This window comes from Brachybacterium endophyticum, assembly GCF_003130585.1.
GTDB lineage: Bacteria > Actinomycetota > Actinomycetes > Actinomycetales > Dermabacteraceae > Brachybacterium > Brachybacterium endophyticum.
The window spans coordinates 385,465-412,092 of the sequence record NZ_QFKX01000001.1 but is presented as its reverse complement, the minus strand read 5'-3'; the positions used below and the strand labels follow the sequence as shown (position 1 = coordinate 412,092).

The window sequence follows — 26,628 nt, the reverse complement described above, 5'->3', positions numbered from 1 at the left end:
CAGTCTGCCGGCGTGCTGATCAGCGATCCCGACGGCCGTATCCAGGCCACCCTCGCCGCCACCGACGACGAGTGGATCCTGGTGCGACCCGACGGCTACCTCGCAGCGCGGGGCACGGGCGAGGACGCTCTGCAGGCGGCCGTGCACCACGTGTCCCACCTCGGCGCCGACCCGGAGAAGACCGCGGGGACGGCGGCCCAGGCGTGAGCACGGAGGACCTGCCCACCAACTGGGGCCGCTGGGGCGACCACGACCAGCTCGGCACCCTGAACCTGATCGACGACGCGGCGCGCGCCCGGGCCGCCCTCGAGGTCCGAGACGGCGTCTCGGTGAGCCTTGCCCGCGCCACCCGGCCCACCGCTCTGACCGCCGGTCTCTCGCCGGTCGCGACGCCGGCGCGGATGCCGGCACCGGTGCTGCAGATGGTGAACTTCAACGGCTTCGACCCGCACGCGATCACCGACTCCCTGCTGATCAACACCCACAACGCCGGGCTCACCCACCTGGACGCGGTCACCCACCAGCCCGTCGACGGTTCGGTCTATCCCGGCGTGCCGCTGCGGGAGGCCGTCACACCCACCGGCGTCGGCCACGGCTCGGCCGACGCCTTCACGGGCGGCATCCTCACCCGCGGCGTGCTGCTGGACCTCGCCCCTGACGGCGATTCCCTCCCCCAGGAAACCCTGGTCGGTGCGGAGGACCTCGACGCGGCGCTCGAGCGAACCGGCACCTCGCTGCACCCGGGCGATGCGATCGTGATCCGCGGCGGATGGGACATCGACCAGCCGCTCGATCAAGCCGTGCCCGGGCTGTCGCTGGATGCCGTCGGGTGGCTCCACGAGCACGACGTGTCGGTGTACGTCGGCGACATCGGGGACGCGCGACCGCTGCTCACCCCGATGCCCCTGCACAAGGTCGCGCTGGCGAGGCTCGGGATGCCCCTGGTGGACGTCGCTCAGCTCGACGGCCTCGCGAGCACGTGCGCCGACCGGCAGCGCTGGAGCTTCCTGCTCGTCCTCGCCCCGCCGCGCATCCTGGGCACGACGGGGCTACCGGTCAACCCGCTGGCCGTGTTCTGACCTCGCTGGGCGGCCGTCTCACTCGCAGCCGACGCCGTCCCCGTCGTGGTCGAGCTTGCGCGAGTACCCCGGATCACCGGCGTGGATCGGATCCTTGCCCGCGGCGCGCACGGCATCGCAGTTCTGGTAGTAGACGCTGCCACCACCGCTCGAACCGCTGCTGCCGCTCGAGCCGCTGCCACCGCTCGAGCTGCTGCTGGAACTGCCCGAGGAGCCGGAGTGCGAACCGGAGCTGGAGCCGCTCGAGGACGACGTGGCCCTCGACGGCGCGTGCGTCGCGGTGGGTTTCGGCTTCGGCTTCGGCTTCGCAGCGGCGGCCTCGCGGGCGTTGTCACCCTCCCACCGGTCCGGCGTCGCGACGGCACCCGAGAACGCGGCGTAGTCGTCGCAGTCCGCGAGCACGTCCTTCATCGCGTCCTTCTCGGCCTTCTTGACCCAAAGGTCGTACTTCGCCTTCACGGCGATTTGCCGCGAGACGTATTCACAGCGGTAGGAGCGCTTCGGCGGCAGCCAGGTCGCGGCGTCGCCATCGCCCTTCTGCTGATTGAGGTTGTCCTCGACGGCCAGCAGGTTCAGCGGGTCGTTGGCGAACTCGTGGCGGGTGTCCTCGTCCCAGCTCGACGCACCCGTCTGCCAGGCGTCCGAGAGAGCGACCACGTGGTCGATGTCCAGGGAGTTGTCCTCCTGCTGGTCGAAGGCGACGTCGTCCCCGCTGTAGGGCGAGGGCTCGAGCGTCCCGGCGGCGACGACGCAGCCGTCGGTGCCGCGCTTCAGGACCACATCGTGCAGGTCGCGTCGCAGCACGTCGTTGCGGGTGTCGCAGCCGTTGTGGTCGACGTCTTCGCGCCACCCGAACAGGTCGCGGTCGTAGCCGGTCTTCGGCGCGCGGCCCTTGACCTCGAGGGTCGCCAGGACGCCGATTGCGGTGGAGGTGCCGGGCTTCGGCTTCGCGGTCTTCGACGGGGCGGGCTTCGTCGCAGCCTTCTTCTCCGCGGTGGCCGCCGGCTTCTTCGATGCCTTCTCAGGCGCGGGCGACGACGTCGGGGCGGCCTTCGTCGTCGGCGTCTTGGTCGGTGACGGCGAGGCGCTGGGCTCCTCGCTCGGCGTCGCGTCGCTGTGGTCGGCCGCCTGCTCGGCGGCCACGGGCGGGTCGGTGGGGGTGGTCGTCGGACTGACGATCGCACCCATCACCACGAGGGAGAACAGGAGGAAGAACGCCAGGCCTCCGCAGCCGCAGCAGGAGAGCGCGGAGATCACGCCCACCTTCTTCTTCCGGGTGAGCGCGCTGAAGCGACGAGTCATCGTGACCCTTTTCTGAGGAGCGGGGAAGGCACCGCGGGCCGGGATCGGCGCGTCCGCAGCGTCATCGGTGCGGAGCGGTGCTCGATGAGCAGTATCGGAGAGATGTCGGACTCGGCGGTAGCGGGCACGTCACGCGCCAGGTCTCGAATCCATCACGACTACCCGGCGGTAGGGAGCGATAGTCGCTCACGCGATTAGATGCACTTGCACCTAGTCGCTTTTGCACATAGGTTGAGCGCGTCCGCTCGACGAGGAGGCAGAGATGAAGCTCGAGTTCCCGCTGCTGGGACTGCTGGCCGCACGGTCCATGACCGGGTACGACATCGCGCGCTGGACCCGGGTGGAGGGCAAGTTCTCGGGACTGGACCGCCACCCCAGCCAGATCTACCGCCTGCTGGGCCGCATGGAGACCGAGGGCTGGATCGAGCACGTGGTCGACCCCCGCGAGAGCGCTCCGGACGGCAAGGTCTACAGCATCACCGACGCCGGCTTCGAGCGTCTGCGGCGCTGGGTGCGCTCCCTCTACGCCCCTCCCCGTCGTTTCCAGGACCCGGAGTTCTCCGCCCGTCTGCGGGTGGCGGCGATGCTCGACCTCCCCCGCGCCCTCGAGCTGGTCGAGCAGGAGCTCACCGAGCGCCGACGCACCGTGCGCAAGAACCGTGGACGCGACCGCGCCGAGGACCACCTGCGCACCGCCGCCCGCCCCGAGATCGACGTCGAGACGCTGGGCGTCGTCAGCGACGAGCTCAACCGCTTCGGCGAGACCTCGATCGACCAGTGGATCTCCTGGCTCGAGAACCTGCAGGAAGTCCTCGCCGCGCGACTCCCCGAGGGCGCGGCCGCACCGGCCGACTCCGCGGATGGCGCCGACGCCCCCGCCGATGCCGCTCCCGGGACCCGCCGATGAGAGCCGTCATGGTGCTGTTCGACAGCCTGAACCGACGGTTCCTACCCCCGTACGGCGCCGAGGGCGTCCACGCCCCGAACTTCTCCCGGCTCGCCGAGCACACGGCACAGTTCCGCACCTGCTACGGCGGGAGCATGCCGTGCATGCCGGCTCGCCGCGAGCTGCACACCGGGCGCCACAATTTCCTGCACCGCTCCTGGGGTCCGCTCGAACCGTTCGACGACTCCGTCCCGCAGATGCTCTCCGAGCACGGCGTCTACACGCACCTGGTCACCGACCACCAGCACTACTGGGAGGACGGCGGCGCGACCTACCACAACCGCTTCGACTCCTACGAGTTCTTCCGCGGCCAGGAGGGCGACTCCTGGAAGGGGCACGTCGCCGATCCGGAGCCCCCGGCGTGCACCACCCGCGTCATGCGCCACGGACTGTGGCGCCAGGACCTCGTCAACCGTCAGTACCTGCAGGACCCGAAGGACCACCCCCAGACCCGCACCGTCGAGGCGGGCCTCGAGTTCCTCGCCACCAATGCCGACCAGGACGACTGGCTGCTGCAGATCGAGTGCTTCGATCCGCACGAGCCGTTCTTCTCCTACGCCGAGCACCGGCGCCTGTACGGCCTGGCCCCCGAGGATCCGCGACGCACCGACTGGCCCGACTACAAGAAGGCCGACGAGGATGCCGCGACCACGACGCGGGTGCGCGATGAGTACGCGGCGCTGCTGAGCATGTGCGACGCCTCGCTGGGCAGGATCCTGGACCGCTTCGACGCGGACTCCCTGTGGGAGGACACCGCGCTGATCGTCTGCACCGACCACGGCTTCCTGCTGGGAGAGCACGGCTGGTGGGGCAAGAACGTCCAGCACTGGTACGACGAGAACATCCACACCCCGCTGTTCGTCTGGGATCCCGGCGCCGGGGCCGCGGGGGCGCAGCGGGAGAGCCTCGTGCAGACAGTGGACCTCGGCCCCACGCTGCTCGACCTCTTCGGTCTCGCCCCGACCGAGCGCATGCAGGGCAGGTCCCTGCTGCCCACGCTGCGGGACGACTCCTCGATCCGCGAGCACGCCCTGTTCGGGACCTTCGGCGGGCACGTCAACGTCACCGACGGCCGTTTCGTCTACATGCGCGCGTGCGTCACCGAGGACAACACACCGCTGTTCGAGCACACGCTGATGCCCACCCACATGGACCGCCGCTTCTCCCCCGCCGAACTGCGTGCGGCGGAGCTGCACCCGCCGCTCTCCTTCACCCAGGGGGTGCCGGTGCTGCGCCTGCCCGGCAGCCCGGTCGGGAACCCGGCCGCGCTCGGCACCGTCCTCTTCGACCTCGCCGCGGATCCCGAGCAGACCTCGCCGATCCTCGACGACGAGCTCGAACTGCGCATGATCGACCTGCTCCTCGAGGCCCTGCGTGCCGCCGACGCACCGCCCTCGCAGTACGAGCGGCTGGGCGTTCCCGAGCACGGCCCGGTGGGCCCGGAGCACCTGCTCGCCCGCCGCCAGCATCCGGCCTACCTCGCGTCCATCGCCCCACCGCCGTCGGCCGATGACCTCCCGCCCGGATCCCCCGTGGCGACCCGGACACTCGCGGAGCTGATGCGCGACGGGGAGGCCGCAGCAGCGATCTGTGAAGCCATCGGCCCGGCGGCCGAGTCCCTGACCCGTCTGGCGGGCACCTCGACCCTCGTCGAGCTGGCCGCCCTCTCCCCGGCTCTCAGGCGCGACGTCCTTCTCAGCATCCACGCACGAATCAGCGCGACCGCTCGCGCCTGAGACCCCTCGACGGGCCCGACGGCGGGCCCCGTTCCCCTCTCTCCCTCTCCCTGCCCGCCTCTTCTCGCAGCACCTCGCGCAGCACCCCCACATCTCGATGAGGAGATCGACCGTGACCACCACTCGCCCTGCCCCCGCCTCGGCGCGTCCAGCGGGCTACGTCCCCGGACGTTGGCGCAAGCTCGCCCTGATCGGCGGGACCCTGTTCGCCGACAACAACGAGTCCAGCGTGATCAGCACGCTCGCCCCGGTGATCTTCGCGGCGCTCGCCCTGCCGCTGAGCGCCCTGGGGGTGCTGGTCGCGGTCGGGAAGTGCGTGACGGTCGTGTTCGGCCCGTTCTGGGCGTTCGTCGCGCGGCGCACGAACCGCAAGACCACCTTCGTGCTGACGACGGCCGCCGCCGGCCTCGTCACGATCGCGACCGGATTCGCGACCGGCTTCGTCACGCTGCTGCTGGGCTACGCCGTGACCGCCGTGTTCGTCGCCGCGGCCCTGCCGCTGGTCTCCGAGATCACCATCGACCTGTTCGACGCGCCCCTGCGCGGGCGCGCCTCCGGATACACGTGGGGTGCCGTCAGCCTGCTGGGCTCCGTCGCCGGGCCCCTGCTCGGACGTCTCTCGACCATCGAGAACGGCTGGCGGTGGGGGTTCTTCCTCTGGGGCGCCGTGATGATCGTGCTCGCACTGCTCGTTTTCGCGTTCTTCCGCGATCCGGGCGTGGGCGCTAGCGAGCCGACGCTGGTCGCCCTCACCCCCGAGCAGCGCGCCGCGGACGAGAAGCTCACCTGGGCGAAGATCCGCCAGATGCTGCGGATCCCCACCTTCGTGATCATGCTGATCCAGCGCCTGGTCAGCGGTCACCTGCTGATCGGCTCCTTCGGAACCGTGTTCCTGGTCAGCACCTATGGCTTCACGACCGCCGTCGCCGCCGTGGTCACCCTCCCCTTCGGCATCGGTTACACAGTGGGCACCCTGGGCGGCGGCATCGTCACCGACGCGCTCCACAAGGCGTTCCCCCGCCGCGGCCGCCTCACCGTGCTGCAGTTCGCGCAGATCGCCTTCGGGATCGTCGCGATCATCGCCACGCAGGTCGACTGGGGCGGCATCGGCGTCTTCGCGATCTTCTGGGCCATGCTCGGCTTCCTGCAGGGCCTGAACCCGGGGGTGAACCGTCCGATCGTCGCCGCCGTGGTCCCGCCGGAGCTGCGCGGGGCCGCGTTCGCACTGATGCTTAGCGTGTTCGAGGCGATCGCCTACGCGATCTTCAACCTGCTCGCGGGCTACATCGGCCAGGCGCACGGCCTGGTTGTCGTGATGCTGTGGCTGCCGGGCATCGTGATGCTGGCGAACGGGCTGTTCGTGAGCGTCCTGTACTGGACCTATCCCAAGGACGCCGACCGCATCGAGCAGCTGCTCGTCACGCGTGCCCGGCAGGCGCAGGCAGGAGGTTCGGTGGGCGCGTGATCGGCGGGCTTACCTCTCCCGTTCAGAAGAACGACGACTTCTCGCAGTCGGTGCACGGCGGGTGCACGCGCGGGACGTATCAGCTCATCGCGGCCAGGTTCTGGGTGAAGAACGGGCCGATCTTCGCCACGGCCGGGTCGACGGCCTCGGGCTTGTCGTACAGGTCGACGTGGGAAGCGCCCTCGACCAGGAACAGCTCCTTGGGCTCCGCGGCGTCCTCGATGGCCTGCTGCGAATGCGGCAGGGTGTCCGCATCGCTGCCGGCGACCATCAGCAGCGGACGCGGGGAGATCCTGTCCACGAACCGGTAGGCGTCGAAGGAGGCCATCCGGTCGAAGCTCGTCGGATCCACCGTGTTCGGCGCGCGATCATCGCGGGCACGATCCGTGCGGTAGTAGTAGTACGCCTCCTTGAACAGCGATCGATCAGGCTGCTGGTCGGCGTCCTCCTGGGTCATCGGGATCATCGGGCTCGGCTCGACCTGCCGGCCCTGCGTGCGCTCTGTGCGGGCCTGCAGCGAGCCGTCGAGCAGCTGCTGCAGCATCTCCGGCTGGGCCCGGTAGACGGCGCCCACGTCCGCGCCGCTCACCGTCGCCACGGCCTTGATCCGCTGGTCCGTGGCAGCAGCGAAGGGCACATAGCCGCCCGAGGCGCAGATGCCCAGGGCGCCGATCCGCTCGGGATCCACCTCGTCACGGCTGGTCAGGTAGCTCACCGCGTCCTTCACGTTCTCCGCGCGGACGTACGGATCCTCGAGCTGGCGCGGCTCGCCCGTGCTCTCGCCCTGGTAGGCGGCATCGAAGGTGAGGACCACGAGGCCCTGCTCGACCAGGCGCGTGGCGTAGTTGATCGGCGACTGCTGGCGCACGCTGCCGAAAGGATGGCTGATCACGATCGCGGGGCCGGCGCCCTGCGCATCGTCCGGGACGAACAGCGTCCCGGCGATCGTCTCGCCCTGGCTGGGGAACGTCACATCGGTCTGCATGAGAACTCCTTCGACGGTTCGGGCTCATCTCGCTGACCCGGCGAGACTATCCAGCGCCCGGAAGCCCATACAGGTTCCAGTGGACCCTCCCTGAGCCGCCGCCGGTCAGGTGATGATGCACAGGCAGAACGGATGCCCGGCCGGGTCGGCGTAGACCTGGAAGTCGGCGTTCGGGGTCGCGTCCTTCGCCTCCTTGAGCACGCGCGCTCCCAGCGCCATCACCTTCTCGTGGGCCGTGGGGAAGTCGTGCACGTAGAGGTCGAGGTGGATCTGCTGCGGGCGGGATTCCTCGGGCCAGTCGGGGGCGACGTGGTCGGGCGCGAGCTGCACGCCGACCTTGGGTGCTCCGTCGACCGTGATCATGTGCCAGTCGTCCTCGACGTCCACCTCGCCCTCGAGGACTCCTGCCCAGAACGTGCTCTCGGGTTCGAGCTCCGCTGCGTCGAACACGACCACCTGATGTGCGATGTCCATGCCGTGAGCGAAGCACGGACCGTCGGCGGTGTCCATGGTGGCGGCCTGCTGGGTCATACCGCCGGGATGCTCATACCGATCAGAAGCGGTCTCCGCGCATGTCCTCGAGCATCTCCTCGGTGCTCCAGTCGCGAATCGGGGTGCTGATCTGCGGCACACCGTGCTCGGAGCGGACCCGAAGAGCGCCGGAATCCGCCCGCGCGAGAGCGCGGGGCGTTGACTCATCCAGCTCGGTGCGAGGCGTGCGGCTCATACGCGAACGCTACGCCCTGATCCCGATCGACGCACCGGCTTACCTCTCCCTCCCGTACTACCGTGGCAGAGCACGCGGACCCGCACCGGGCCGCCATCGCGCCCCACGCCGAGGAGACCCTCATGCCCTGCACCACGCTGCTCGTCGGCCGCGCCGCCAGCGCCGACGGCTCCCCGATCATCGCCCGCACCGAGGACTCCTCGAACGGGAACTTCGACCCCAAGCGCGTGGTCGTGGTGCACCCCGAGGACCAGCCGCGCACCTACACGAGCGTGATCGGCCGGCGCACGATCGAGCTGCCGGGCGACCCGCTGCGCTACACCTCGATCCCCAACGCGCTGCCCGACGAGGGCATCTGGGGCTGCGCGGGCATCAACGCCGCGAACGTTGCGATGAGCGCGACCGAGACGCTGACGACCAACGCCCGCGTGCTCGGCGCCGACCCTCTCGTCGAGCACATCCCGGGATCGGGCACCGGCGGTGAGGCCGACCATCGGCCGGAGCAAGCGGGTGGCTTCGGCGAGGAGGACTTCGTGACGCTGGTCCTCCCCTACATCCGCTCCGCCCGCGAGGGCGTCGAGCGCCTGGGCGCGCTGCTCGCCGAGCACGGCACCTACGAGATGAACGGGATCGCCTTCTCCGATGCGCAGGACGCCTGGTGGCTCGAGACCGTCGGCGGTCACCACTGGATCGCCAAGCGCGTGCCCGAGGACCATTACGTGACGATGCCGAACCAGCTGGGCATCGACTTCTTCGACCTCGAGGACGCCGAGGGCGAGGGCCGCGACCACCTGGCGAGCCCCGACCTGCGCGAGTTCCTCGAGACCCACCACCTCGACCTCACGCTGCGCGCCGGCGCGGGGGCGGGGTTCTCCGCCGTGGCGGGGACGGACCAGGCCGCCGATACCACCGCGGACGCGACGGGGACGACGAGCACCGTCGGCCGTACCTTCAATCCGCGTGAGGCGTTCGGCTCGCACTCGGATCACGACCACGTCTACAACACGCCCCGCGCCTGGTCCATGCAGCGCATGCTCAACCCCACCAGCGAGGACTGGGACGGGCCCGGCCGCCACAGCAACCCTGACTCCGACGATCTGCCGTGGAGCCGCCGGCCGGAGCGCCGCCTCACCGTCGAGGACGTCAAGGACGTGCTGAGCTCGCACTACCAGGGCACGGTGTTCGACCCGTACTCCCCGCGCGGCACCGACGCCGAGCGCCGCGCGTTCCGGCCCATCGGCATCAACCGCCACAACGCGCTGGCGATCCTGCAGGTTCGTCCTGACCGGCCCGAGGCCTCCCGCGGCCTGCAGTGGGTCTGCTTCGCCTCGAACCCGTTCAACACGCTGATCCCGATGTTCACGAACGTCGGCGAAGCGCCCGCCTATCTCTCGACGACCACCGCGCGCGTGGACACCGACAGCTTCTACTGGACATCGCGCCTGATCGCGACACTGGCCGACGCGCACTTCTCCGAGGTGATCCCTGAGATCGAGAAGTACCAGCTCGCCACGCAGGCCCTCGGCCGCGCGGCGGTGCATGCGGCCGATCAGGAGGTCGGATCGGCCGGCGGCGGCATGGCCGACGGCGACGGCTCCGGGGCAGGCAAGGCTCCTGCCGACAGCGACGTCTCGGCGCGCCTCGCAGCGACGAACACGCGGATCGCCGAGCAGATCCGTGAACAGACCGACACCCTGCTGGCGTCCGTCCTGCACACGACGAGCAACCTGATGACCAACCGGTTCTCGCGGTCCGACGGGTGAGCGCGCGTAGGCACCACCACGCCGCAGGGATCGATCCCGCGGCGGGCTGACTACTCCGTTCCCACCACCTCGCGGCGCCACTGCAGGGCGAGGGCCGGGTCGTCGGAGGTGGTGCCGTCGGCCTGCAGACGCACCGCGTCGCGCATGTCCTCGAGCGACTGCATCGGCCACACGTGCAGCTCGAGGCCCTCCCCGCGGATCTCCGCGGAGTCCTGCTCCGTGAGTCCCAGGAGGCCCACGGCGAGGCGCTGCGCCCGGGCGCGATCGACGAGGCCGCGCCAGCCGCCCTCGAAGGCGTTGGCGGTGGCGAGGTCCTTGCGGATGATGCCGCGGGCCACCTGCGGCATCAGCTCCGCGGCCTCACGCAGAGTGTCTTCCTTGAAGCTCATCAGGAATGTGCGTTCGGCATCGGCGGGGCGCTCGGCGAAGAACCGCGCGAGATAGGGGACGGTCTCGGGTGCCTTGATCTCGAGCTGGATGCCGGTGCTGGTGGCGTCGTACATCTCGGCGAGGGTGACGACGCCGCGCCCGGAGTCGAGCACCACGGACTGCAGCTGCGCGAGCGTCAGATCGGCGACCGGCCCCAGCTCGCGGGCGGAGTCGTCGCCGGCGACGCGATCGAGGGTGGCGTCATGCAGGAGGAAGAGCTGCTCGTCGGCGCTCAGGCGCACGTCGAGCTCGATCTCGTCGACGCCCGCCTGCTCGGCGAGCGCGTAGGACTCGAGGCTGTTCTCGGGTGCGTGGGCCATCGCGCCGCGGTGGCCCACGATCAGCATGTCGCTCATGGCGTTCTCGCGGCCCTCAGGCCTCGGGGCCTTCCTCGTCGCCGACCACGCCCTTGCGGATCATGATGCAGCCGTACTTGCGCACCTCGGCCGTGCGCACCACGGCGAAGATCTTCTCGGCGCGCTCGTAGAAGGGGAAGCGGTCGATGAACTCGATGCGGTCCTGATCGGGTGCGGCGACGGCCTCGGTCAGCTGCGCCTGGACCTCCTCGCCCGTGCCGGGCTCGGGCGTCATCAGGGTGACCGACGGGCCTGCGTAGAGGTCCAGCGGGAGCACGGTGCGGATCGCGCGCACGGCCTCCGGGGAGGTCACCGGCAGGTCGATCACCGGAGCGCCCGAGCGGCAGGAGGGGTAGTGCGCGTCTGCCACGAGCAGGGTGTCGTCGTGCCCCATGTGGTCGAGGATCCGCAGCAGCTCGCCGCTGAGCAGGGGGTCGATTCCGGTGAGCATCGTTGCGTCCTTCGGTGGGGGTTGCGTCCCGGGGAGTGTATCGACGGCGGCCCCTGCAGGACGGGCCCCGCGCCGGTCACGTTCGGCCCCGGCGCCCCCTCACCCCAGCACGCGGATGGCCTCCACGACCATGCCCCAGAACGCCTCCCGGTCGTCTCCTGTCCCATCGATTACTCACTGATCCGGTCGCCCGTCTCAGCATCAAACAAATGGACCGCGACCCCAGCGGCGTCGATCCGCACCGGGTCCCCGGGGCGCAGGTCCGAGAAGCCCGCGGCGCGGACGATGAAGTTGTCCCCGCCGATACGCACGAGGATGTCAGTCGCGTTCCCGAGCGGCTCGGCGACGACGACAGTGCCATCGGCGTCCGCCTCACTCACCGTGCTCAGCGAGCACTCTGCGGGCCGCAGGCCCAATCGGACGTGCGTGCGATCCCCCAGGTTCGTACCTGCGTCGACGACAACGCGCGTCCCTCGCAGCCTCACTCGACCGCGTTCGACGACGTCGCCGTCGAGGATGTTCATACGCGGCTTGCCCACGAACCCTGCGACGAACTCCGTTGCCGGTCGGAGGTAAATATCGCTCGGGGTGCCGTACTGCTCGAGGCGCCCCTTGCTCATCACTGCGATCCGGTCCGACAGACTCATCGCCTCCTCCTGGTCATGTGTCACATAGACGCTGGTCGAACCGATGTCCGCGTGCAGCATCTTGAGCTCGGCCCGCGTCCGGTCCCGCAGCAGCGCATCAAGATTCGAGAGCGGCTCGTCGAACAGGAGTACGCCGGGCCGACGGGCGATCGCCCGAGCCAGGGCGACGCGCTGGCGCTGGCCGCCCGAGAGCGCTTTGGGCTTGCGTCGCAGAAGACCTTCGAGCTCCAGGCGCTCAGCGGCGTCCTTCACTCGGCGTCGGATCTCCGCTTTCGGCATGCGGCGCATCTTCAGCCCGAAGGCGATGTTGTCGGCCACGGAGAGATGCGGGTAGAGCGCATAGTCCTGGAACACGAACGCCAGGTCGCGCTTGTGCGGCTCCAGGTCCTCGACGGCGCTGCCGTCCACGATGATGGAGCCGTCGGTGACGGATTCGAGCCCCGCGATCATGTTCAGGGTGGTCGACTTCCCGCACCCTGATGGCCCCAGGAGCGAGACGAAGTCCCCGTCGGGGATGGTGTACGTCAGGTGCTCGACAGCATAGGTGCTGTCCTTGGGCGAGTACTTCTTGCTCACGCCCTCCAGTCGGATCTCAGCCATCAGCCCTTCACTGCTCCTTCGGTGATTCCTTGGACGATCCACTTCTGGGCGACCAGCGCCAGGATCAGGACCGGCAGCGCCGTGATCACGCCTGCGGTCGCGGCGGCGGTGTAGTCCATCGCGAAGATGCCCTGGAACGAGGCCGTGCGCACGGAGAGCATCGGGCTGCTGTTCGACGTGAGGACCTTGGCGAGGAAGAAATCGCTCCATGCGGTGATGAAGGCGAAGATCGCCGTGGCGGCGAATCCGGGGCCGGACAGCGGCAGCACGACACGGCGGACGATCCCCAGACGCGTGCATCCATCGACCCTCGCTGCCTTCTCGAGGTTCACGGGGATGGACTCGAAGAAGCTCACCATCATCCAGATGACGAGCGGCAGGATGAACGCCGTGTAGGTCAGCACCATCCCTACCAGGGAGTCGTAGAGACCGAAGGCGCGCAGAAGCACGAACAGAGGGACCGCGAGCACGATCGCGGGGATCGCCTGCACGGCCATCATCGACAGCAGAAGGACGCGCTGACCGCGGAACCGGAAGCGCGCGAACACGTACGCGCACAGGGAGCCGAGGGCCATGCACAGCACGGTCGTCGCCGCGGCGACGATGAGGGAGTTGCGGATCGGAACGGTGAACGTGCTGTCCGAGAGCAGTCGTGCGTAGCTCCCGAGCGTGAGATCGCCCGGGGTGAAGTCCATGTGCTGGCCGCGCATGTTCTGCCCCGGATACAGGCTGTAGACGAGCATCCACGCGAAGGGGACGGTCAGATACAGCATCAGCAGCACGACGACTGCTCGATGGACAACGGTCGCGGCGGCCCGACGCCTCGGGTTCCTGCGTGAGGAGCGGTCGGCGACGTGTTCGGGGGCACCGACCTCGCTTGCTCTGGTCGCGGTTACGGAGCTCATGATGCGGCCTTCCCCTTCCGTCCGAGGATCAGGACCCACAGCAGCGTCACCACGATGACGATCACCATGATCGAGATCGACTGTGCGGCGCCGTAGCCACGGTCCAGGTAGCTGAAAGTCGTCAGGTACGCCTGGAAGTTGAGGGTCGTCGTCGCCTTCGCGGGCCCCCCGGAACCACCGGTGAGGACGTAGATCGTGTCGAACACCTTGATCGACCACATGGACTGGACGATCAGAAGGAACATGATCGTGCCGCGGAGGTTCGGCAGGGTCACACGCCAGAACCTGCTCCAGGGCCCCGCCCCGTCGATCTCGGCGGCTCGGTAGATGTTGGAGGGAATCGCCTGCATCGAGGCAATGGTCATGAGCGCGAGGAAGGGCGTCAGCTTCCAGATCTCGGACATGATGAGCACACCCATCGTCAGCGTGGGGTCGGCGAGCCACTGGATGGGATGGTCGATGATCCCGAGTTCCCGGAGAACGGCGTTGGCCACGCCGTAGCTGCCGTCGAAGACGAGCTTCCACATGATGCCGTTGACCACGGGCGGCACCGCCCAGGGGACCAGGAGCAGCACCCGAGCGAGATTCCGACCGCGGAAGGCCGGCTGCAGAAGTACGGCGATGCCCACGGCGATCGCGACGCCTCCCAGCACCGTGAAGAGGCAGAAGACGAGCGTTCGCACGAGCGCATCGGTGAAGTCCGGGTCTGACAGCAGCTGCGCATAGTTGCCGAGGCCGACGTACTTCGTGGCCTTCGGCATCTTGTCGTTGAGCTGGTAGAGAGACAGCAGGACCGCATACAGGAGCGGATAGATGAACAGAGCTGCGATCGTGAGGACGGCGGGTGCGGAGGCGAGGACGGCGAAGCGCCTGTCCCCGCGCTCGGCGGCGGTCAGTCGTGCATGTGCCATGAGTCAGCCCAGATACTTCTCGACGACGGGGAGGAGCTCCCGCTGCGCGGCCTTCAAAGCGTCCGACGGCTTCTCCTTCTGGCTCATCGCCGCGAACACATGCGCAGACAGCAGCTGGTCGAGCTCGTTGGACCAGGGGGTTCCATATCGCTTCGTCACGTAGTCGGTGGACTCCTTGTAGCTGGTCACCACCGGCAGGGTCTTCGTGGTCTCGGGCGCATCGAGCACCGTCTTCGAGACCGGGAACCAGCCCTCGTCGTCGACGATCCGGGTCTGCGCCTCAGCGCCTGCCGCGAACTGGAGCCATCTCAGTGCTGCCTGCTTGTTCGAAGAGAACGTGCTGATGGCGTACCCCTCGGACCCATCGATGGAAGCCGAGCGGACGCTGATGCCGGGGATCAGAGCATTGCCTGTTGTCTGGGCCGTGGTCTCCGCACCTTTCGCGACCGCCGATGCCCATTGGAACGGCCAGTTGAAGACGATGGAGGTGTTGCCCTTGGCGAAGACGTCGATGAGATCGGAGGCGTTGGTGATCTGCAGCGAGGAGGGATCCATGACCTTGTGGACCTGCAGCAGCTCCACCATCTTCGTGAGCCCTTCGACGGCCGCCTCGCTGTCGAGCTTCGGGGTCCAGTCCTTGTCGTAGAGCTCGCCCCCGGCCAGCAGGAGTGCTCGAAGGAAGTTCTGGTAAGCGCCCGCCGGATTGCCCATGTCGCAGCAGAACCCGTACCGATCGTCAGTGGTGACGGCCTTGGCCGCGGTCACGAACTCGTCCCAGGACTGCGGCGCGGCGTCGGGCTCCAACCCAGCATCGGCGAAGTGTCCCCTGTTCCAGAACATCGTCTGGACGCTCGCGAACTTCGGCAGCCCGTAGACGCTCCCATCCCACGAGACGGCGTCCAGCGCGGGACGGATGAGGTCCTGTGGAATCGCCTCGGGGGCCAGCTCCTGAAGCCAACCCGCCTGCCCGAACTCGGCTGACCATCCCGCCCAGGTCATCACGACATCCACCGACGAGTCCTGTGCCGCGAAGCTCGTGGCGAACCGGTCGTGAAGGTCGTTGAAGTTCGCCATCTCGTAGTTCTTCACAACGATCCCGGTCTGGTCCTGGAAGCGCTGGATCAGGCCGTTCTTGAAGACACTGTTGGTGTTGTCGTCGAGGATCGAGATCTCGGTCCCCTCGAGCGAAGAGCCGTCCGGAGCAAGCGCTCGCGAGGATCCTCGCCTGTCAGCTCCTGTGGCGCGGTCAGACGTCGGGCTCACGCAGCCGGCGAGGCCGAGAGCGCCGATGCCGGCACTGCCTCCCAGCACGGCGCTGCGGCGTGTCAGGGTATGTACAGCCATGGTGCTCATCGACCTTTCACAGAGGTCAGGACGGGATGGGTTCGACGGTCCCGGTCGCGAGCGACCGGTGCACCGCCTCGATGGCTCGAGTGATCAGTACGCCCTGCTCGCCGTCAGGGAGGTCGAGGTCCTCCCCGGCCTCGGCATCGAGGAAATCGCGCATCATCTCGACGGGCGCACCCTGGGGTCTCCCCCTGTGGTCTGTGTCGGAGGGGGCGAAAGCCCTCGTGCTCTGGGCGGAGGTGCGGCGCGCTCCCGTGTCGTCGATGTCCAGGACATAGGCATCGCCCTCGGTCTCGATCTCGAAGCGGAACTCGAAGACGGAGGGCTTGCCGAGCGGCTGCACCCACCCCGAGTCGAGGTCCAGGATCGAGCCGTCGGACATCGCGAAGCTCGCCGAGACCCGGTCATAGGTGTCGATGCCCAGACTCGGGAGCAGCCGCTTCACGCCCCGCGCGAAGACCTCGATCGGACGCGCCCCGGAGAGCCAGACCGCCATATCGAGCGAGTGCGGCATCAGGAACCAGGCCGGGCTCGAGCTCGCCGCCCACCGGAGCATCTCGGTCGGGACGAACACGGTGTCCTGCAGGAGGGCCCGCTGGGAGATCACCCGGTGTCCGTCGTTCTGCAGCTGCGAACGAACGCTCGCGAAGAGAGGATTCCAGCGGTTCTCGAAGCCGACGACGACGCGCCGCCCGTTCGCCCGAGCCACCTCGAGGATCATCGACGCATCCTCGCTCGTGGCGGCCAGAGGCTTCTCCACGAGGATGTCCCATCCCGCTGCGATCGCCGCGAGCGCCGGGGCCCTGTGCGCCACGTCGGGTGTCGCGATCACGGCGGCATCCGCCTCGATCCCCCGGGCGATGGCGTCGTCGATGCCGTCCACCACGGGGGCGCCGAATTCGGCGGCCAGTTCGAGCGCACGCTGCGGGTTCGGTTCGCAGATCGCCGCGATCTCGGCTCCCGCATGGTCCTGGGTGGTGCGCGCGAAGATTCGCCCCCGGATCCCGCCGCCCACGATCACGACTCGAATGGTCTTCATATCTGAACGCTCTCCTGGTCCGCACCGGCTGGAATGTTGTAGGACACTACAAACACTTCGCGCTCACGTCTACCCCCTTCTCGACATGAGTTGGCATCGACGCGGCGATCCCGTATCAGCCCGGGTTGGGCACACGCGAGCCCCAGCAGACGAGAGGATGGGCAGATGAACGCCGAGCAGGTGCTGACAGCCGCCGACGTCGGTAGCGCCAATCGCGCCCGGCTGATCCGTCTGCTCTATCGCGACGGCCCCCAGAGCCGCGCCGCTCTGTCCACGCGCATGGGAGTCAGCCGCGCCACCGTGACCACCATCGCCCAGCCACTGCTCGATTCCGGGATGCTCGTGGAGCACTCGGCGCGCCGCGATGCCTGCCCGGATGGCGCGCGCCGCCGCAGCGGGAAGCCGGCCCGGCCACTGTGGTTCGGGGACGTGCACCTCATCGGTGCCGTCTATGTCTCCGGGGACGGAGTGCGCACCGCGATCCTCCGCATGGACGGCATGGTCGTCCGGGAGGCCCGCGCCGACCTCGACCCGAACGACGGGGCGATCGGCGAGCGACTCATCGAGCACTGCGCGGAGTTCTTCGCCGGGACAGCACTGCTGGGGATCGGTGTGGCCGCGGCGGGGATGGTGGATACCGATCACGGAGTCATCCTCGAGGTGTTCCGGCAGCCGCACCTTTCGGACCTCGACCTCGCGGATCGACTGCGCGAAGAGCTCGGAGCTGAGGTCGTGGTCGATCATCACCCGCGGGTTCAGGCCATCGGCGACCTCTGGTTCGGCGAAGGCAAGGAGCTCTCGAACTTCGCGGCCCTCCACACGGGCGAGGTTCTCGGCATCGGGTTCGTCCATGACGACCTCGTGCTCCGCGGCCACCAGGGAGCGGGCGGCGAGATCGGGCACATCGTCATCGACATCAATGGGGAACGGTGCGTCTGCGGCCGCAACGGCTGCTGGGAGACCCTCGCGACGCTTCCGTGGCTGAGGCGTCGAGCAGCCGCGGAGGGGCTCGAGGCTCCGGATCGGATCACCTGCGCAGAGCTCGTGCGCAGGAGCGCCGATGACCCCTGCGCAGCGCGACTTCTGGACGAGTACGTCGGCAACATCGCCCAGGGCATGGCGGATGTCGAGCAGATCCTCGGCGTGCACAGGTATCTCATCCATGGCGATCTCGGAGCAGGCGGACGTGCGACCGAACAGCGTCTGGGCGCCGCGCTCGCGCGCCTGCTCCCGGGGCAGCGACCGCTGCCGGAGATCACGATGGTCGCGGACGACGACAGGTCAACGCTGCTCGGCGCCGCGGGACTCGTGCTGTCCACCCGCTTCCCTCCTGCTGCCGGGCCTCGCCCCCTACCCCGCTCACCCTCCTGATTTCATCGCATGACGTGCACCACCACCTGCCGTCCCGTGGACCCACCCCAAAGACCCCTCTTGCCCATACACCCGACCTCCTTTAGAGGAGGGTCGACTCCAGGTAGACCGTGCCGGGCACACACGTACGTTCCTCGTCGCGGCATCGACGATGACGGCGACAGGCCCTTTGGCACCAGCGGTCTCCCGCTGACTTTCGGCATGCTCGTAAACCGCCAGCAGCAGCTGCTCCCCGGAGTCGAAAAAATGCAGGAGGGTTGCGTGGGAGACGCCGATGCTCTCGGCGATCCTGCGCAACGACGTGCTCTGGTCCCCACGTTCCTGAAACACCTCGAGGGCCCGGTCCAGGATTTCCTGCCGACGCGCCACGCCCTTGGCGTAGGAGCCGGGGCGCCTTCCGATGACGGACTCGTCGTGGCTGTTCGGGGAGTTACTGGGCACCGGGCCAGTGTACGGAGACTGCCCGCCCGTCACCCCAGCACGCGGATGGCCTCCACGACCATGCCCCAGAACGCGTCGCGGTCGAGCTCGGTGGCGACCTGGGTGCGGCAGCCCTCGAGGTCGGCGCCCGGTCGCAGGTCGGCGACCGTCATCCCGCGGGTGAGGTCGCCGCTGGTCTCGACGTGCAGCGGCGCCCGCCGGGTGCGCACCACCGACGGGTCGATCAGGTAGGCGATCGTGCAGGGGTCGTGCACGGGCGGGTCGTCGAACCCCTGGACCTCCTGGTAGGTGCGGCGGAAGAACCCCATCAGGCCCAGGAAGAACTCCGCGAGGTCGGTGCCGATCGCCCGCACCTGCTCCTCGACGTCGGCCGTGGCAAGGGCCTGGTGGGTGAGGTCGAGGCCCACCATCGTCAGCTCCCAACCGGCGTCGACGACGATCGCGGCGGCCTCCGGGTCGGCCCAGATGTTGAACTCCGCGACCGGGCTGACGTTGCCCTCGTGGTACCCGCCGCCCATGATCACGACCTCGCGCACCCGCTCGATGATCTCCGGCTCGAGCCGGGCAGCGAGGGCGAGATTCGTCAGCGGCCCCGTCGCGACCAGCGTGATCTCACCGGGCTCGGCGGCCATGACGGTGTCGGCGATGTACTGGACGGCGCGGGCGTCGGCCACGGGCACGGTCGGCGCGGGCAGCTCGACCCCGTCCAGCCCGCTCTCGCCGTGGATGTCCCCGGCGACGTGCACGTCCCGCAGCAGCGGCCGGGCGCTCCCCCGGTGCACGGGCACGTCCTGGCGACCGCACATCTCGAGCACGCTCTGGGCGTTGCGGGTGATCTTCTGGACGGTCTGGTTCCCGCCGACGGTCGTGATCCCGAGCAGCTCGATCGCCGGCGACGCCAGGGCGAGCATGATCGCCACGGCGTCGTCGTGCCCGGGGTCGCAGTCCAGGATGATCCTGCGGGGTCCGTCGGGCCGAGGAGCTGCCTGCTCCACACGCCGTGTCGTCGTCTGCGGGTCGGGCATGGGCGATCACTCCTTCACGCCGACGACCGTGGTCTGGTTCGTCGGCTCGGTGTCCGGGCTGTCTGCGGCTGCGTCAGGAACATTCTCGGGCTTGGGGATGAGGAACGAGGTTCCGAGCGCGAGCAGCAGAAGAACCGCCCCTGCCGCCGTCCCGGCACGATATCCGGCCGTGATCCCGAGCGCCGATGCGGCCCCGCTCTGGACGGCGAACAGGATCGCGTAGCTCAGCCCGGCACCGAGGTTGAAGGCACCTGAGTTCATACCGGGCAGGTATCCCTGGTTGTCGGCCGGGCTGAGGACGATCCCCAGTCCGTTCAGCATGATGTTGCAGGTGCCGGCGTAGGTCACGCCGATCACGACTGAGAGCACCAGCAGGAGGATCGGCAGCGGGTCACCGGCGACGAGCACCGCGGCGAGAAGTCCGATCACGGTCAGCACGAGGCCGCATTGGAGGACGACCCGGAACCCCAGACGTGCGGCGAGCTGGCCGGCCACGGGCCCCATCACGAGTCCTGCGATGGCGTAGGGCGTCAAGGTCCACCAGGAGACTCCGGCGGCACCGATGCCGGGACCCGCCTTCACGTCCTGTGCGAGGTTCGGGATCAGTCCGTTCATCACGGCGAACACACCGGTCATCGTGAGCAGGGTGGTGAGCAGCAGGGCCCAGGTACGCCGCTGACGCATGTAGTGGGTGGAGACCAGCGGGTGCTCGCGGTGCGCTTCGATCCGCCAGAACACCCAGAAGGCGCCGATGCCGATCAGGACGAGCCCGCCGACGATCCCCCAGTTCGCCTCGCCCAGCCTTCCTGCCTGGTCGAACGCGAAGTACAGACTCGCGAGGACGACCACGAGGGCGATCACGCCCTTCCAGTCCATCGGGACCGTGCGAGCCGATCGGGACTCGACACAGGCCCACCACACTCCTGCGAAGGCGATCAGGGCGACCAGCGCCATCGTCCAGAAGACGGCCCGGAACCCGAACGTTCCGGCGAGCCATCCGCCCAGCAGGGCATCGACCCCGGCGATCCCACCGTTCACCGCGGTGAGCACGGCCATCAGCGAGGCGTAACGACGACGATCCGGCACCTGTACATGCAACATGATCAGCGCCATCGGAACGATCGGACCGGAGACGCCCTGCACCACGCGGCCCACGCCCAGCACAGCGATGTTCGGGGCGAGCGCGGAGATCGCGCAGCCGACGGCGGTGACGGCGAGCATACCGAGCATGATGCGTCGGCGGCCCACGAGGTCGCCCCATCGTGGAAGGAAGAGGGAGAAGAGCGCCGCGGCGGCGAAGAACGCGGTCTGGGTGAGCCCGATCTGCGCCGCCGTGCTCCCCAGATCGTGCTCCATGGTCACGAGCACCGGGGAGAGCATGGAGGCGTTGAGCTGGAAGGCGAAGATCGCTGCGAGCAGCGCGATCATCAGGCCGACGATGCTTCCGACGCTCCGAGGGCCCGCTTTCCCGTGCGGGCGCTGGTCTGCTGTGGACATGATGTCTCACCTCTCCATCGACGGTGATGGTCGGTTCCTGCGCGGATGAGGTCTCAGGCCGCCGAGGGCTCCTCGGTCGCCCCGGGGCATCGCAGGACGCTTCGCGCGAGCGTGTGCGCGGCCTCGACAGAGGTCACGAGGTCCGCGCCTTCGAGCCGGGTGGTCAGGAACCCGGCGTTGAAGGCATCCCCTGCGCCGGTCATATCGCGCACGTCCTCGAGCGGTACCACGGGGACTTCCGCGATCAGGTCGCGCCCGTGGAAGATGCGGGTCGGCTCGGTTCCGGCGCGTGCCAGCAGCACCGTCTCCGGCAGCTCACCCATCAGGATCCCCGCACCCTCGGGGGTCGCCAGTCCGACGAGCGCCGTCTCGTCAGCGTTCGCCGTGATCACGTCCGGGGCGAGGTCGCGGAGGACCGCGCGGAAGCGCTCCACGCCGAACAGGTCGATCATCCCGGTCGAGGAGATGTCGAAGGAGATCTTCCCGCCCTGCGCCTTCACCCGCCGTGCCGCATCCAGGACGCTCCCCGCCGAGGGTTCGCCCTGCAGCGAGTAGGCCGTCATGTGCAGCATGTCGACGTCACGGAGCGCTTCCTCGGAGACCTTCTCGATCATCCCCGAGGCCCCACGGGAGGGGAACATCATCCGCTCACCCCGGGCGTCGATGAGCACGACGATCATCCCGGTCGTGCCGCGCATCTGCATGTGCACGTCGACGTTGCGGAAGGCCAGCTCCTGGGTGACCACGTGGCCGCCGATGTCCTCGCCCACGCAGCCGATGAAGCGGGTGGGGTGCCGGGCGGCCGCGAAGGCCGCGACGTTCGCCGCCGATCCTCCGCGACTCATCGAGATGTCGGACTCCGTGTCGGTCGCCGGACGCATCGGTTCCTGCATCCACACCACGACGTCCTGGACGACGTCACCGATCACGGCGAGCATCAGGCCGTCCCTCCACCCGACGTCATCGCGGCGCCCGACATCACGTCCGAGGTCGCGCTCCCCCGTGAGATCTCGCGGGCGACCTCCGCGGCCAGGCTCACGTTGCTGCGGTAGAGGGCGACGTTCGCGTCCAGGCTCGCCCCACCGGTCTCGCGGCGGATGAAGTCGAGAAGGAAGGGCGTGACCTGCTGGCCCTCGACCGACTGGTCCTCGACCGCCGCCCACGCCTTCTCGATGACGCCCTGCAGCAATGCGGGGTCGAGCTGCTCGTCGGCCGGGACAGGGTTCGCGACCAGCAGCGCCGATGTCATCTCGAGCGCCCGCTGTGCGGCGAAGACGCTCGCGATCTCCTCCGGACTGTCGAGCTGATGAGCGATCCGGAACCCGGATTCGCGAACGTAGAAGCCCGGGTAGGTCGTGGTGCGGTAGCCGACGACAGGAACGCTCAGCGTCTCGAAGCGCTCGAGGGTGGCGTGGACGTCCAGCACCGCCTTGGCCCCGGAGCTCACCATCACCACCGGGTTCCGGGAGAGGGCGACGAGGTCGGCGGACTCGTCGAAGGTGGTCTCCGCGCCCTGGTGCACTCCCCCGAGACCGCCGGTGGCGAAGACGGAGATCCCCGCCGAGTGAGCGAGCTGGGAGGTCGCGGCGATGGTCGTGCCCGCGTTGCGTCCGTTGACGGCTCCCAGCGGGAGCTCACGGATCCCCGCCTTGAGGACGTCGTCGTCGTGGGCGAGCTCGGTGATCTGCTCCATGGTCAGGCCTACCACCGGACGCCCGCGGTGGACGCCGATGGTCGCGGGCACCGCCCCGGCATCCCGTACGATCCGCTCGGCCTCCTCGGCGACCTCGACGTTCCGCGGTCGCGGCAGACCGTGGGTGAAGATCGTGGATTCGAGGGCGACGACAGGGAGGCCCTCGCGGACGGCCTCGGCGACCTCGGCGGACACGGTGAGGAACGGGCTCATGGGATCTCCTTCGATCGAGGTGCTCGGCTTCGGTGCTCGATGCTTCGACGCTAGGTCCGCCCAGCGTCAGGAACCACAGCCGAAAGCCGATCGCGCCATAGGCTCTTTCTATGCGAGTCACCCTGCGACAGGTCGAGGTGTTCTCGGCGGTTGCCCGTACCGGTCACTTCGGCAGGGCTGCCGACCAGCTGCACCTCTCCCAGCCCACCGTGAGCGCTGATTTGCGCGGCCTCGAGCGTGCGCTGGGCGTGCAGCTGATCGCCCGCTCCCGCGGCGGCAGTCGTCTCACCAGCGCGGGCAGCGCGGCCCTCCCCTGGGCGCTCGAGATCCTGACCAGCACGACGCGCCTGCAGGAGGCGGCACGGGGCGCACCGGAGTCGGTGCGCCTGGCGGTGACGCCCAGCATCCTCAATCGCATCGTCCCCGAGCTGATGGCCCGACGGGAAAACGCGGAGGACGGGCTCGACATCGAGATCCTCAAGGTCGACACAGGTGGCGTCGAATCCCAGGTCCACTCCGGGCAGGCCGATGTCGGCATCGGCCATTACCTCCGTCCACGGGGCGGTCTGCGCAGGTCACGACTCGGTGACGACGAGATCTTCGCGCTCACCGCGAGCGGCGTCCTCGATCCCGAGAGGCCTGTGCACCTGAGCGATCTCCAGAGGCGCTCCCTCCTGCTGTGGCCTCGCGAGCAGAACCCGGTCTACTTCGATGCGATCCTCGAGGTCTGCCGACGACACGGTCTGGACCCGGAGCTCGCCCCGGCCGACTCCGAGCTCTCCGGCGCGTACTCCTACCGGCTCCGCTCCGGTGAGTCATTCACGCTGGTACCGGCCGACTACGCGCGTGATGCCTCCACGAACCTCTCCGCCGCCCCGCTCACCCCGTCGGCGCGGCTCCCGCTGCAGGCAATCCATCGCACCCCGCTCGCCCCCGGGGTAGGACGAATGCTCGACGAGGTGAAGGCTGTCGTCCGGGCCCACCAGGAGGGGTGACGAGGACTCGGTAAAAGTCGCTGGCGGCGATCCCTGCCGGGGCCGGGTCCCCCAACCCCGCCCCTCGACACCCACGTCACCACTGCCTACGCTCGACCTCACGCGTCGGCGATCGGAAGGAGCCCTCGTGCAGACCATCCTCGGAGCGAGCGGGCAGATCGGGACGGAGCTCGCCCACGCCCTCCACGACGAGTTCACCACGGACCTGCGGCTCGTCAGCAGGCACCCCGAGGCCCTGCACGAGACCGACGAGACCCGCCCGGCGGACCTGCTGGATGCCGGGCAGACCGCCCACGCGGTCGAGGGCAGCGAGATCGTCTACTTCACCGCCGGTCTGCCGCCGGACTCGGGCCTGTGGGAGCAGCAACTGCCCACGATGATGCGCAACGTCATCGACGCCTGCGCCACCCACGGGGCACGGCTGGTGTTCTTCGACAACACCTACATGTATCCCAAGAACGCCGAGCCGCAGACGGAGCAGACGACCTTCGAGCCCGTCGGCCGCAAGGCGGTGGTGCGGGCCCGCATCGCCGAGATGCTGCTGGAGGCCATGGACCAGAAGACGGTCGAGGCGGTGATCTGCCGCGCCCCCGAGTTCTACGGTCCCGGCAAGACCCAGTCCTTCACGAACTCGCTGGTCTTCGAGCGCATCGCCGCCGGGAAGACCCCTCGCGTGCCGCTGGCCGACGACACCCGCCGCTCCCTGATCTGGACGCCCGATGCGAGCCGCGCGATGGCCCGCATCGGCAACACCCCGTCGGCCTACGGCCAGACCTGGCACCTGCCGGTCGACCCCGGCTACCCCACCTACAAGGCCCTGATCACCGATCTGGCGGCCGAGGCGTGGGGCCGGGAGCTGCGCTACGCGATCATGCCGAAGTGGCAGTTCACGCTCGGATCGCTCGCCAGCAAGCCGATGCGCGAGATGCGTGAGCTCCTCCCCCGCTACGCGGTCGACAACCTGTTCATCTCGACGACGTTCACCGAGGCCTTCCCCGACTTCCACGTGACGACGTACCGCGAGGGTCTGGGGATACTCGCCGCCGAGTCCTCCGCCGAGGGCTCGTACACCGACACCGCATCGACCGATACCGCATCCCCCGATCGTGAGGAGACGACGCGATGACCTCCGTTCTGATGGTGCTCTCCGGCGCCGACCACTGGACGCTGAAGGACGGCACCGAGCACCCCTCGGGCGTCTGGGCCGAGGAGTTCGTGACCCCCTACGAGGCATTCCGCGACCAGGGCTACGACGTCACCGTCGCCACCCCGGGCGGCGTGAAGCCCACGATCGACCAGCTCAGCCTCGGCGTCTCCGGCGGTCTGCCGCGGACCACGCGGCGCATCGCCGAGAGGCTCGCGAGCCTGCAGTTCGTGCTCGATGCTCCCGCGGACCTCCACGAGGTCGATCCCGACGACTTCGACCTGCTGTTCTACTCCGGTGGGCACGGGCCGATGGAGGACCTCGCCTACGACGCGGCCGACGGGCAGATCCTGACCCGGCGCCTGGAGGCGGGCAAGCCGCTCGCGCTGCTGTGCCACGCGCCTGCGGCGATGCTCGCCGCCAAGGGTGCCGACGGTGCCTGGCCCTTCGCCGGCTACCGGATGACGGGTCTGTCCAACACCGAGGAGCGCGTGAACCCCTTCGCGTGGAAGGCCAAGTGGTGGCTCGAGACGCGCCTGAAGGAGAAGGGGGCGCGCTTCTCGGCGGGCCTGCCTCTGCTCCCCCACGTGGTCGAGGACCGCGCCCTGCTGACCGGCCAGAACCCGCAGAGCTCCCAGCGGCTCGCCGACCGCGCGATCGAGATGCTGGGCCGCTGACCGCCCGGGCACTGAGCGGCCGGGCGCTGCTCAGCCCAGCGCCCGCAGCGCCGCCCACACCTCGGCGCGGGCCTCGAAGCTGCGCAGGTCGCGGCCCAGCACACGCTCGATCTGCTGGATCCGTGCGCGCATGGTGTGGCGGTGGATGCCGAGCGCCTCGGCCGTCTGGTGCAGCTGGGCGTCCTGGGCGAGCCAGGTCCGCAGCGTCCCCAGCAGGTCAGTGCCGTGCTCCACGTCGTGCCGGATCAGGGGGTCCAGGGCGGCGCGGGCGATCACCGGTCCCTCGGCGCCGAGGGCCGTCAGCACGCTGCCCGCGGTGACGTCCGCGAAGCGCACGAGCCCCGTGCCCCGCTCGCCGGCGATCCGCGCCTGCTCGCGCGCGGTGCGGAACTCGGCGAGCGGCGCCGGGTCCGAGAGCCCCACGGTCACCTCGAACCGCTCGACGATCTCCTCGAGCCGCTCCCGCACCTCGCCGGGCTCACGAGCCCCATCGACCCCATCGGCGGCCCCGGTGCGCACATCGAGCTCGAGGCCCGCGAGCGGCGGCGCTCCCCCGCGCCCCGGCTGAGAGAGCGCCTCCGGGCGACGCACCAGGCAGCGCACCTCGTGCCCGCGGGCGGCGAACTCCGTCACCAGGTGACGGCCCAGATATCCGTTCGCCCCGGCCACCAGGACGCGCAAACGGCGCGACGTCTCCTCGGTTCCCATGCCCCGAGCCTGCCCCCGTCGGGCCGGAACCGCCAGTGCCCGACCAACCCCAGCCGCCGCCGAACCGTCCTACGCTGGGACCAGGTCCGCCGCCGGACCCGGCGGCGCGTCGCACCCAGGAGGACAGCACCGTGGCGACCTCATCCGCACCCACCGACCCGCCCGCACGCACTGTC

27 protein-coding genes are annotated in these 26,628 nt (G+C 69.2%); 10 read left to right on the top strand and 17 right to left on the bottom strand.

Translation table 11 applies throughout. From position 1 onward, the window contains the following. The first annotated feature begins 12 nt into the window (after positions 1–12). Complete coding sequence (locus DEO23_RS16220; RefSeq protein WP_205678801.1) at positions 13–207, top strand: hypothetical protein; 195 nt, start codon at positions 13–15, stop codon at positions 205–207. Beyond that, positions 204–1,079 (top strand): cyclase family protein, encoded by an 876-nt coding sequence (locus DEO23_RS01800; protein WP_109274285.1) that lies wholly within the window; start codon positions 204–206, stop codon positions 1,077–1,079. Before DEO23_RS16220 ends, DEO23_RS01800 begins: the two co-directional genes overlap by 4 nt. Before the next feature lie 18 nt (positions 1,080–1,097). On the opposite strand, the gene DEO23_RS01795 is transcribed toward DEO23_RS01800, so the two are convergent. After that, entirely contained in the window at positions 1,098–2,381 is a 1,284-nt protein-coding gene (locus DEO23_RS01795) for a GmrSD restriction endonuclease domain-containing protein (RefSeq protein WP_205678800.1), read from the bottom strand. 262 nt (positions 2,382–2,643) lie between these two features. On the opposite strand from DEO23_RS01795, the gene DEO23_RS01790 reads away from it, so the two are divergent. From DEO23_RS01790 to DEO23_RS01780, 3 genes are all read left to right on the top strand, one after another. Continuing rightward, positions 2,644–3,288 carry a PadR family transcriptional regulator gene (locus tag DEO23_RS01790; protein WP_109274284.1) on the top strand — a complete coding sequence of 215 codons (645 nt, stop codon included), beginning with the start codon at positions 2,644–2,646 and terminating at the stop codon, positions 3,286–3,288. Beyond that, positions 3,285–5,063, top strand: coding sequence for a sulfatase family protein (locus DEO23_RS01785; RefSeq protein ID WP_109274283.1), 1,779 nt, complete (start codon positions 3,285–3,287; stop codon positions 5,061–5,063). The genes DEO23_RS01790 and DEO23_RS01785 overlap by 4 nt, the downstream gene beginning before the upstream one ends. Positions 5,064–5,175: 112 nt before the next feature. Beyond that, entirely contained in the window at positions 5,176–6,528 is a 1,353-nt protein-coding gene (locus DEO23_RS01780; RefSeq protein WP_165831693.1) for an MFS transporter, read from the top strand. A gap of 79 nt (positions 6,529–6,607) precedes the next feature. Here the strand turns inward: DEO23_RS01780 and DEO23_RS01775 are convergent, their stop codons facing one another. From DEO23_RS01775 to DEO23_RS16030, 3 genes are all read right to left on the bottom strand, one after another. Further along, the gene (locus DEO23_RS01775; RefSeq protein ID WP_109274281.1) at positions 6,608–7,513 is read right to left on the bottom strand and encodes an alpha/beta hydrolase; all 906 of its coding nucleotides are present in this window, start codon (positions 7,511–7,513) and stop codon (positions 6,608–6,610) included. A 105-nt stretch (positions 7,514–7,618) separates the two neighbouring features. Then, positions 7,619–8,044: a VOC family protein gene (locus DEO23_RS01770; RefSeq protein WP_338067804.1), complete on the bottom strand. Its 426-nt coding sequence runs from the start codon at positions 8,042–8,044 to the stop codon at positions 7,619–7,621. Between the two features lie 22 nt (positions 8,045–8,066). After that, the gene (locus tag DEO23_RS16030) at positions 8,067–8,240 is read right to left on the bottom strand and encodes a hypothetical protein (RefSeq protein WP_165831692.1); all 174 of its coding nucleotides are present in this window, start codon (positions 8,238–8,240) and stop codon (positions 8,067–8,069) included. 62 nt (positions 8,241–8,302) lie between these two features. On the opposite strand from DEO23_RS16030, the gene DEO23_RS01765 reads away from it, so the two are divergent. Further along, on the top strand, positions 8,303–10,003 hold the full coding sequence (locus DEO23_RS01765) for a C69 family dipeptidase (RefSeq protein ID WP_240613162.1): 1,701 nt from the start codon (positions 8,303–8,305) through the stop codon (positions 10,001–10,003). 50 nt (positions 10,004–10,053) lie between these two features. Here DEO23_RS01765 and DEO23_RS01760 read toward each other — a convergent pair whose 3' ends face one another. The 7 genes from DEO23_RS01760 to DEO23_RS01730 form a co-directional block, all read right to left on the bottom strand. Further along, a complete protein-coding gene (locus DEO23_RS01760) occupies positions 10,054–10,788 on the bottom strand; it encodes a glycerophosphodiester phosphodiesterase (RefSeq protein ID WP_109274279.1) in 735 nt (244 codons plus the stop codon). A gap of 16 nt (positions 10,789–10,804) precedes the next feature. Next, entirely contained in the window at positions 10,805–11,239 is a 435-nt protein-coding gene (locus DEO23_RS01755) for an RbsD/FucU family protein (protein WP_109274278.1), read from the bottom strand. Positions 11,240–11,409: 170 nt separating this feature from the next. Then, positions 11,410–12,486 carry an ABC transporter ATP-binding protein gene (locus DEO23_RS01750; RefSeq protein WP_109274277.1) on the bottom strand — a complete coding sequence of 359 codons (1,077 nt, stop codon included), beginning with the start codon at positions 12,484–12,486 and terminating at the stop codon, positions 11,410–11,412. Then, positions 12,486–13,391, bottom strand: coding sequence for a carbohydrate ABC transporter permease (locus DEO23_RS01745; RefSeq protein WP_109274276.1), 906 nt, complete (start codon positions 13,389–13,391; stop codon positions 12,486–12,488). Before DEO23_RS01745 ends, DEO23_RS01750 begins: the two co-directional genes overlap by 1 nt. After that, the gene (locus tag DEO23_RS01740; protein ID WP_109274275.1) at positions 13,388–14,302 is read right to left on the bottom strand and encodes a carbohydrate ABC transporter permease; all 915 of its coding nucleotides are present in this window, start codon (positions 14,300–14,302) and stop codon (positions 13,388–13,390) included. The genes DEO23_RS01745 and DEO23_RS01740 overlap by 4 nt, the downstream gene beginning before the upstream one ends. Positions 14,303–14,305: 3 nt before the next feature. Beyond that, positions 14,306–15,646, bottom strand: a complete 1,341-nt coding sequence (locus tag DEO23_RS01735) for a sugar ABC transporter substrate-binding protein (RefSeq protein ID WP_165831691.1) — start codon at positions 15,644–15,646, stop codon at positions 14,306–14,308. Positions 15,647–15,671: 25 nt separating this feature from the next. Then, entirely contained in the window at positions 15,672–16,688 is a 1,017-nt protein-coding gene (locus DEO23_RS01730) for a Gfo/Idh/MocA family protein (RefSeq protein WP_109274273.1), read from the bottom strand. A 165-nt stretch (positions 16,689–16,853) separates the two neighbouring features. On the opposite strand from DEO23_RS01730, the gene DEO23_RS01725 reads away from it, so the two are divergent. After that, a complete protein-coding gene (locus DEO23_RS01725; protein ID WP_109274272.1) occupies positions 16,854–18,059 on the top strand; it encodes an ROK family transcriptional regulator in 1,206 nt (401 codons plus the stop codon). On the opposite strand, the gene DEO23_RS01720 is transcribed toward DEO23_RS01725, so the two are convergent. From DEO23_RS01720 to DEO23_RS01700, 5 genes are all read right to left on the bottom strand, one after another. Beyond that, a complete protein-coding gene (locus DEO23_RS01720; RefSeq protein ID WP_420808010.1) occupies positions 18,048–18,389 on the bottom strand; it encodes a TetR/AcrR family transcriptional regulator in 342 nt (113 codons plus the stop codon). The two genes, DEO23_RS01725 and DEO23_RS01720, sit on opposite strands and share 12 nt — an antisense overlap. 140 nt (positions 18,390–18,529) lie before the next feature. Continuing rightward, positions 18,530–19,525, bottom strand: coding sequence for a uridine-preferring nucleoside hydrolase UriH (gene uriH / locus DEO23_RS01715; RefSeq protein WP_109274271.1), 996 nt, complete (start codon positions 19,523–19,525; stop codon positions 18,530–18,532). Positions 19,526–19,531: 6 nt separating this feature from the next. Continuing rightward, complete coding sequence (uriT, locus tag DEO23_RS01710; RefSeq protein WP_109274270.1) at positions 19,532–21,022, bottom strand: uridine transporter UriT; 1,491 nt, start codon at positions 21,020–21,022, stop codon at positions 19,532–19,534. A 53-nt stretch (positions 21,023–21,075) separates the two neighbouring features. Further along, on the bottom strand, positions 21,076–21,960 hold the full coding sequence (locus tag DEO23_RS01705) for a carbohydrate kinase family protein (RefSeq protein ID WP_109274269.1): 885 nt from the start codon (positions 21,958–21,960) through the stop codon (positions 21,076–21,078). Continuing rightward, the gene (locus tag DEO23_RS01700) at positions 21,960–22,928 is read right to left on the bottom strand and encodes a pseudouridine-5'-phosphate glycosidase (RefSeq protein WP_109274268.1); all 969 of its coding nucleotides are present in this window, start codon (positions 22,926–22,928) and stop codon (positions 21,960–21,962) included. Before DEO23_RS01700 ends, DEO23_RS01705 begins: the two co-directional genes overlap by 1 nt. A 110-nt stretch (positions 22,929–23,038) precedes the next feature. Between DEO23_RS01700 and DEO23_RS01695 the strand changes: the two genes are divergently transcribed. From DEO23_RS01695 to DEO23_RS01685, 3 genes are all read left to right on the top strand, one after another. Further along, complete coding sequence (locus tag DEO23_RS01695; protein WP_109274267.1) at positions 23,039–23,923, top strand: LysR family transcriptional regulator; 885 nt, start codon at positions 23,039–23,041, stop codon at positions 23,921–23,923. 127 nt (positions 23,924–24,050) lie between these two features. Then, positions 24,051–25,049, top strand: coding sequence for an NAD-dependent epimerase/dehydratase family protein (locus tag DEO23_RS01690; protein ID WP_109274266.1), 999 nt, complete (start codon positions 24,051–24,053; stop codon positions 25,047–25,049). Then, positions 25,046–25,744, top strand: coding sequence for a type 1 glutamine amidotransferase domain-containing protein (locus tag DEO23_RS01685; protein ID WP_109274265.1), 699 nt, complete (start codon positions 25,046–25,048; stop codon positions 25,742–25,744). Before DEO23_RS01690 ends, DEO23_RS01685 begins: the two co-directional genes overlap by 4 nt. A 30-nt stretch (positions 25,745–25,774) precedes the next feature. Here DEO23_RS01685 and DEO23_RS01680 read toward each other — a convergent pair whose 3' ends face one another. Then, positions 25,775–26,452, bottom strand: a complete 678-nt coding sequence (locus DEO23_RS01680; RefSeq protein WP_109274264.1) for a helix-turn-helix domain-containing protein — start codon at positions 26,450–26,452, stop codon at positions 25,775–25,777. Between the last annotated feature and the right edge of the window lie 176 nt (positions 26,453–26,628).

What these genes read in the sequence shown, in the direction of transcription:
- uriT (WP_109274270.1), bottom strand. Translation starts at nt 21,022, where the DNA reads ATGTCCACAGCAGACCAGCGCCCGCACGGGAAAGCGGGCCCTCGGAGC.
- DEO23_RS01705 (WP_109274269.1), bottom strand. Translation starts at nt 21,960, where the DNA reads ATGCTCGCCGTGATCGGTGACGTCGTCCAGGACGTCGTGGTGTGGATG.
- uriH (WP_109274271.1), bottom strand. Translation starts at nt 19,525, where the DNA reads ATGCCCGACCCGCAGACGACGACACGGCGTGTGGAGCAGGCAGCTCCT.
- DEO23_RS16030 (WP_165831692.1), bottom strand. Translation starts at nt 8,240, where the DNA reads ATGAGCCGCACGCCTCGCACCGAGCTGGATGAGTCAACGCCCCGCGCT.
- DEO23_RS01695 (WP_109274267.1), top strand. Translation starts at nt 23,039, where the DNA reads ATGCGAGTCACCCTGCGACAGGTCGAGGTGTTCTCGGCGGTTGCCCGT.
- DEO23_RS01775 (WP_109274281.1), bottom strand. Translation starts at nt 7,513, where the DNA reads ATGCAGACCGATGTGACGTTCCCCAGCCAGGGCGAGACGATCGCCGGG.
- DEO23_RS01770 (WP_338067804.1), bottom strand. Translation starts at nt 8,044, where the DNA reads ATGACCCAGCAGGCCGCCACCATGGACACCGCCGACGGTCCGTGCTTC.
- DEO23_RS01740 (WP_109274275.1), bottom strand. Translation starts at nt 14,302, where the DNA reads ATGGCACATGCACGACTGACCGCCGCCGAGCGCGGGGACAGGCGCTTC.
- DEO23_RS01725 (WP_109274272.1), top strand. Translation starts at nt 16,854, where the DNA reads ATGAACGCCGAGCAGGTGCTGACAGCCGCCGACGTCGGTAGCGCCAAT.
- DEO23_RS01790 (WP_109274284.1), top strand. Translation starts at nt 2,644, where the DNA reads ATGAAGCTCGAGTTCCCGCTGCTGGGACTGCTGGCCGCACGGTCCATG.
- DEO23_RS01750 (WP_109274277.1), bottom strand. Translation starts at nt 12,486, where the DNA reads ATGGCTGAGATCCGACTGGAGGGCGTGAGCAAGAAGTACTCGCCCAAG.
- DEO23_RS01760 (WP_109274279.1), bottom strand. Translation starts at nt 10,788, where the DNA reads ATGAGCGACATGCTGATCGTGGGCCACCGCGGCGCGATGGCCCACGCA.
- DEO23_RS01755 (WP_109274278.1), bottom strand. Translation starts at nt 11,239, where the DNA reads ATGCTCACCGGAATCGACCCCCTGCTCAGCGGCGAGCTGCTGCGGATC.
- DEO23_RS01735 (WP_165831691.1), bottom strand. Translation starts at nt 15,646, where the DNA reads ATGGCTGTACATACCCTGACACGCCGCAGCGCCGTGCTGGGAGGCAGT.
- DEO23_RS01795 (WP_205678800.1), bottom strand. Translation starts at nt 2,381, where the DNA reads ATGACTCGTCGCTTCAGCGCGCTCACCCGGAAGAAGAAGGTGGGCGTG.
- DEO23_RS01680 (WP_109274264.1), bottom strand. Translation starts at nt 26,452, where the DNA reads ATGGGAACCGAGGAGACGTCGCGCCGTTTGCGCGTCCTGGTGGCCGGG.
- DEO23_RS01785 (WP_109274283.1), top strand. Translation starts at nt 3,285, where the DNA reads ATGAGAGCCGTCATGGTGCTGTTCGACAGCCTGAACCGACGGTTCCTA.
- DEO23_RS01700 (WP_109274268.1), bottom strand. Translation starts at nt 22,928, where the DNA reads ATGAGCCCGTTCCTCACCGTGTCCGCCGAGGTCGCCGAGGCCGTCCGC.
- DEO23_RS01685 (WP_109274265.1), top strand. Translation starts at nt 25,046, where the DNA reads ATGACCTCCGTTCTGATGGTGCTCTCCGGCGCCGACCACTGGACGCTG.
- DEO23_RS01730 (WP_109274273.1), bottom strand. Translation starts at nt 16,688, where the DNA reads ATGAAGACCATTCGAGTCGTGATCGTGGGCGGCGGGATCCGGGGGCGA.
- DEO23_RS01745 (WP_109274276.1), bottom strand. Translation starts at nt 13,391, where the DNA reads ATGAGCTCCGTAACCGCGACCAGAGCAAGCGAGGTCGGTGCCCCCGAA.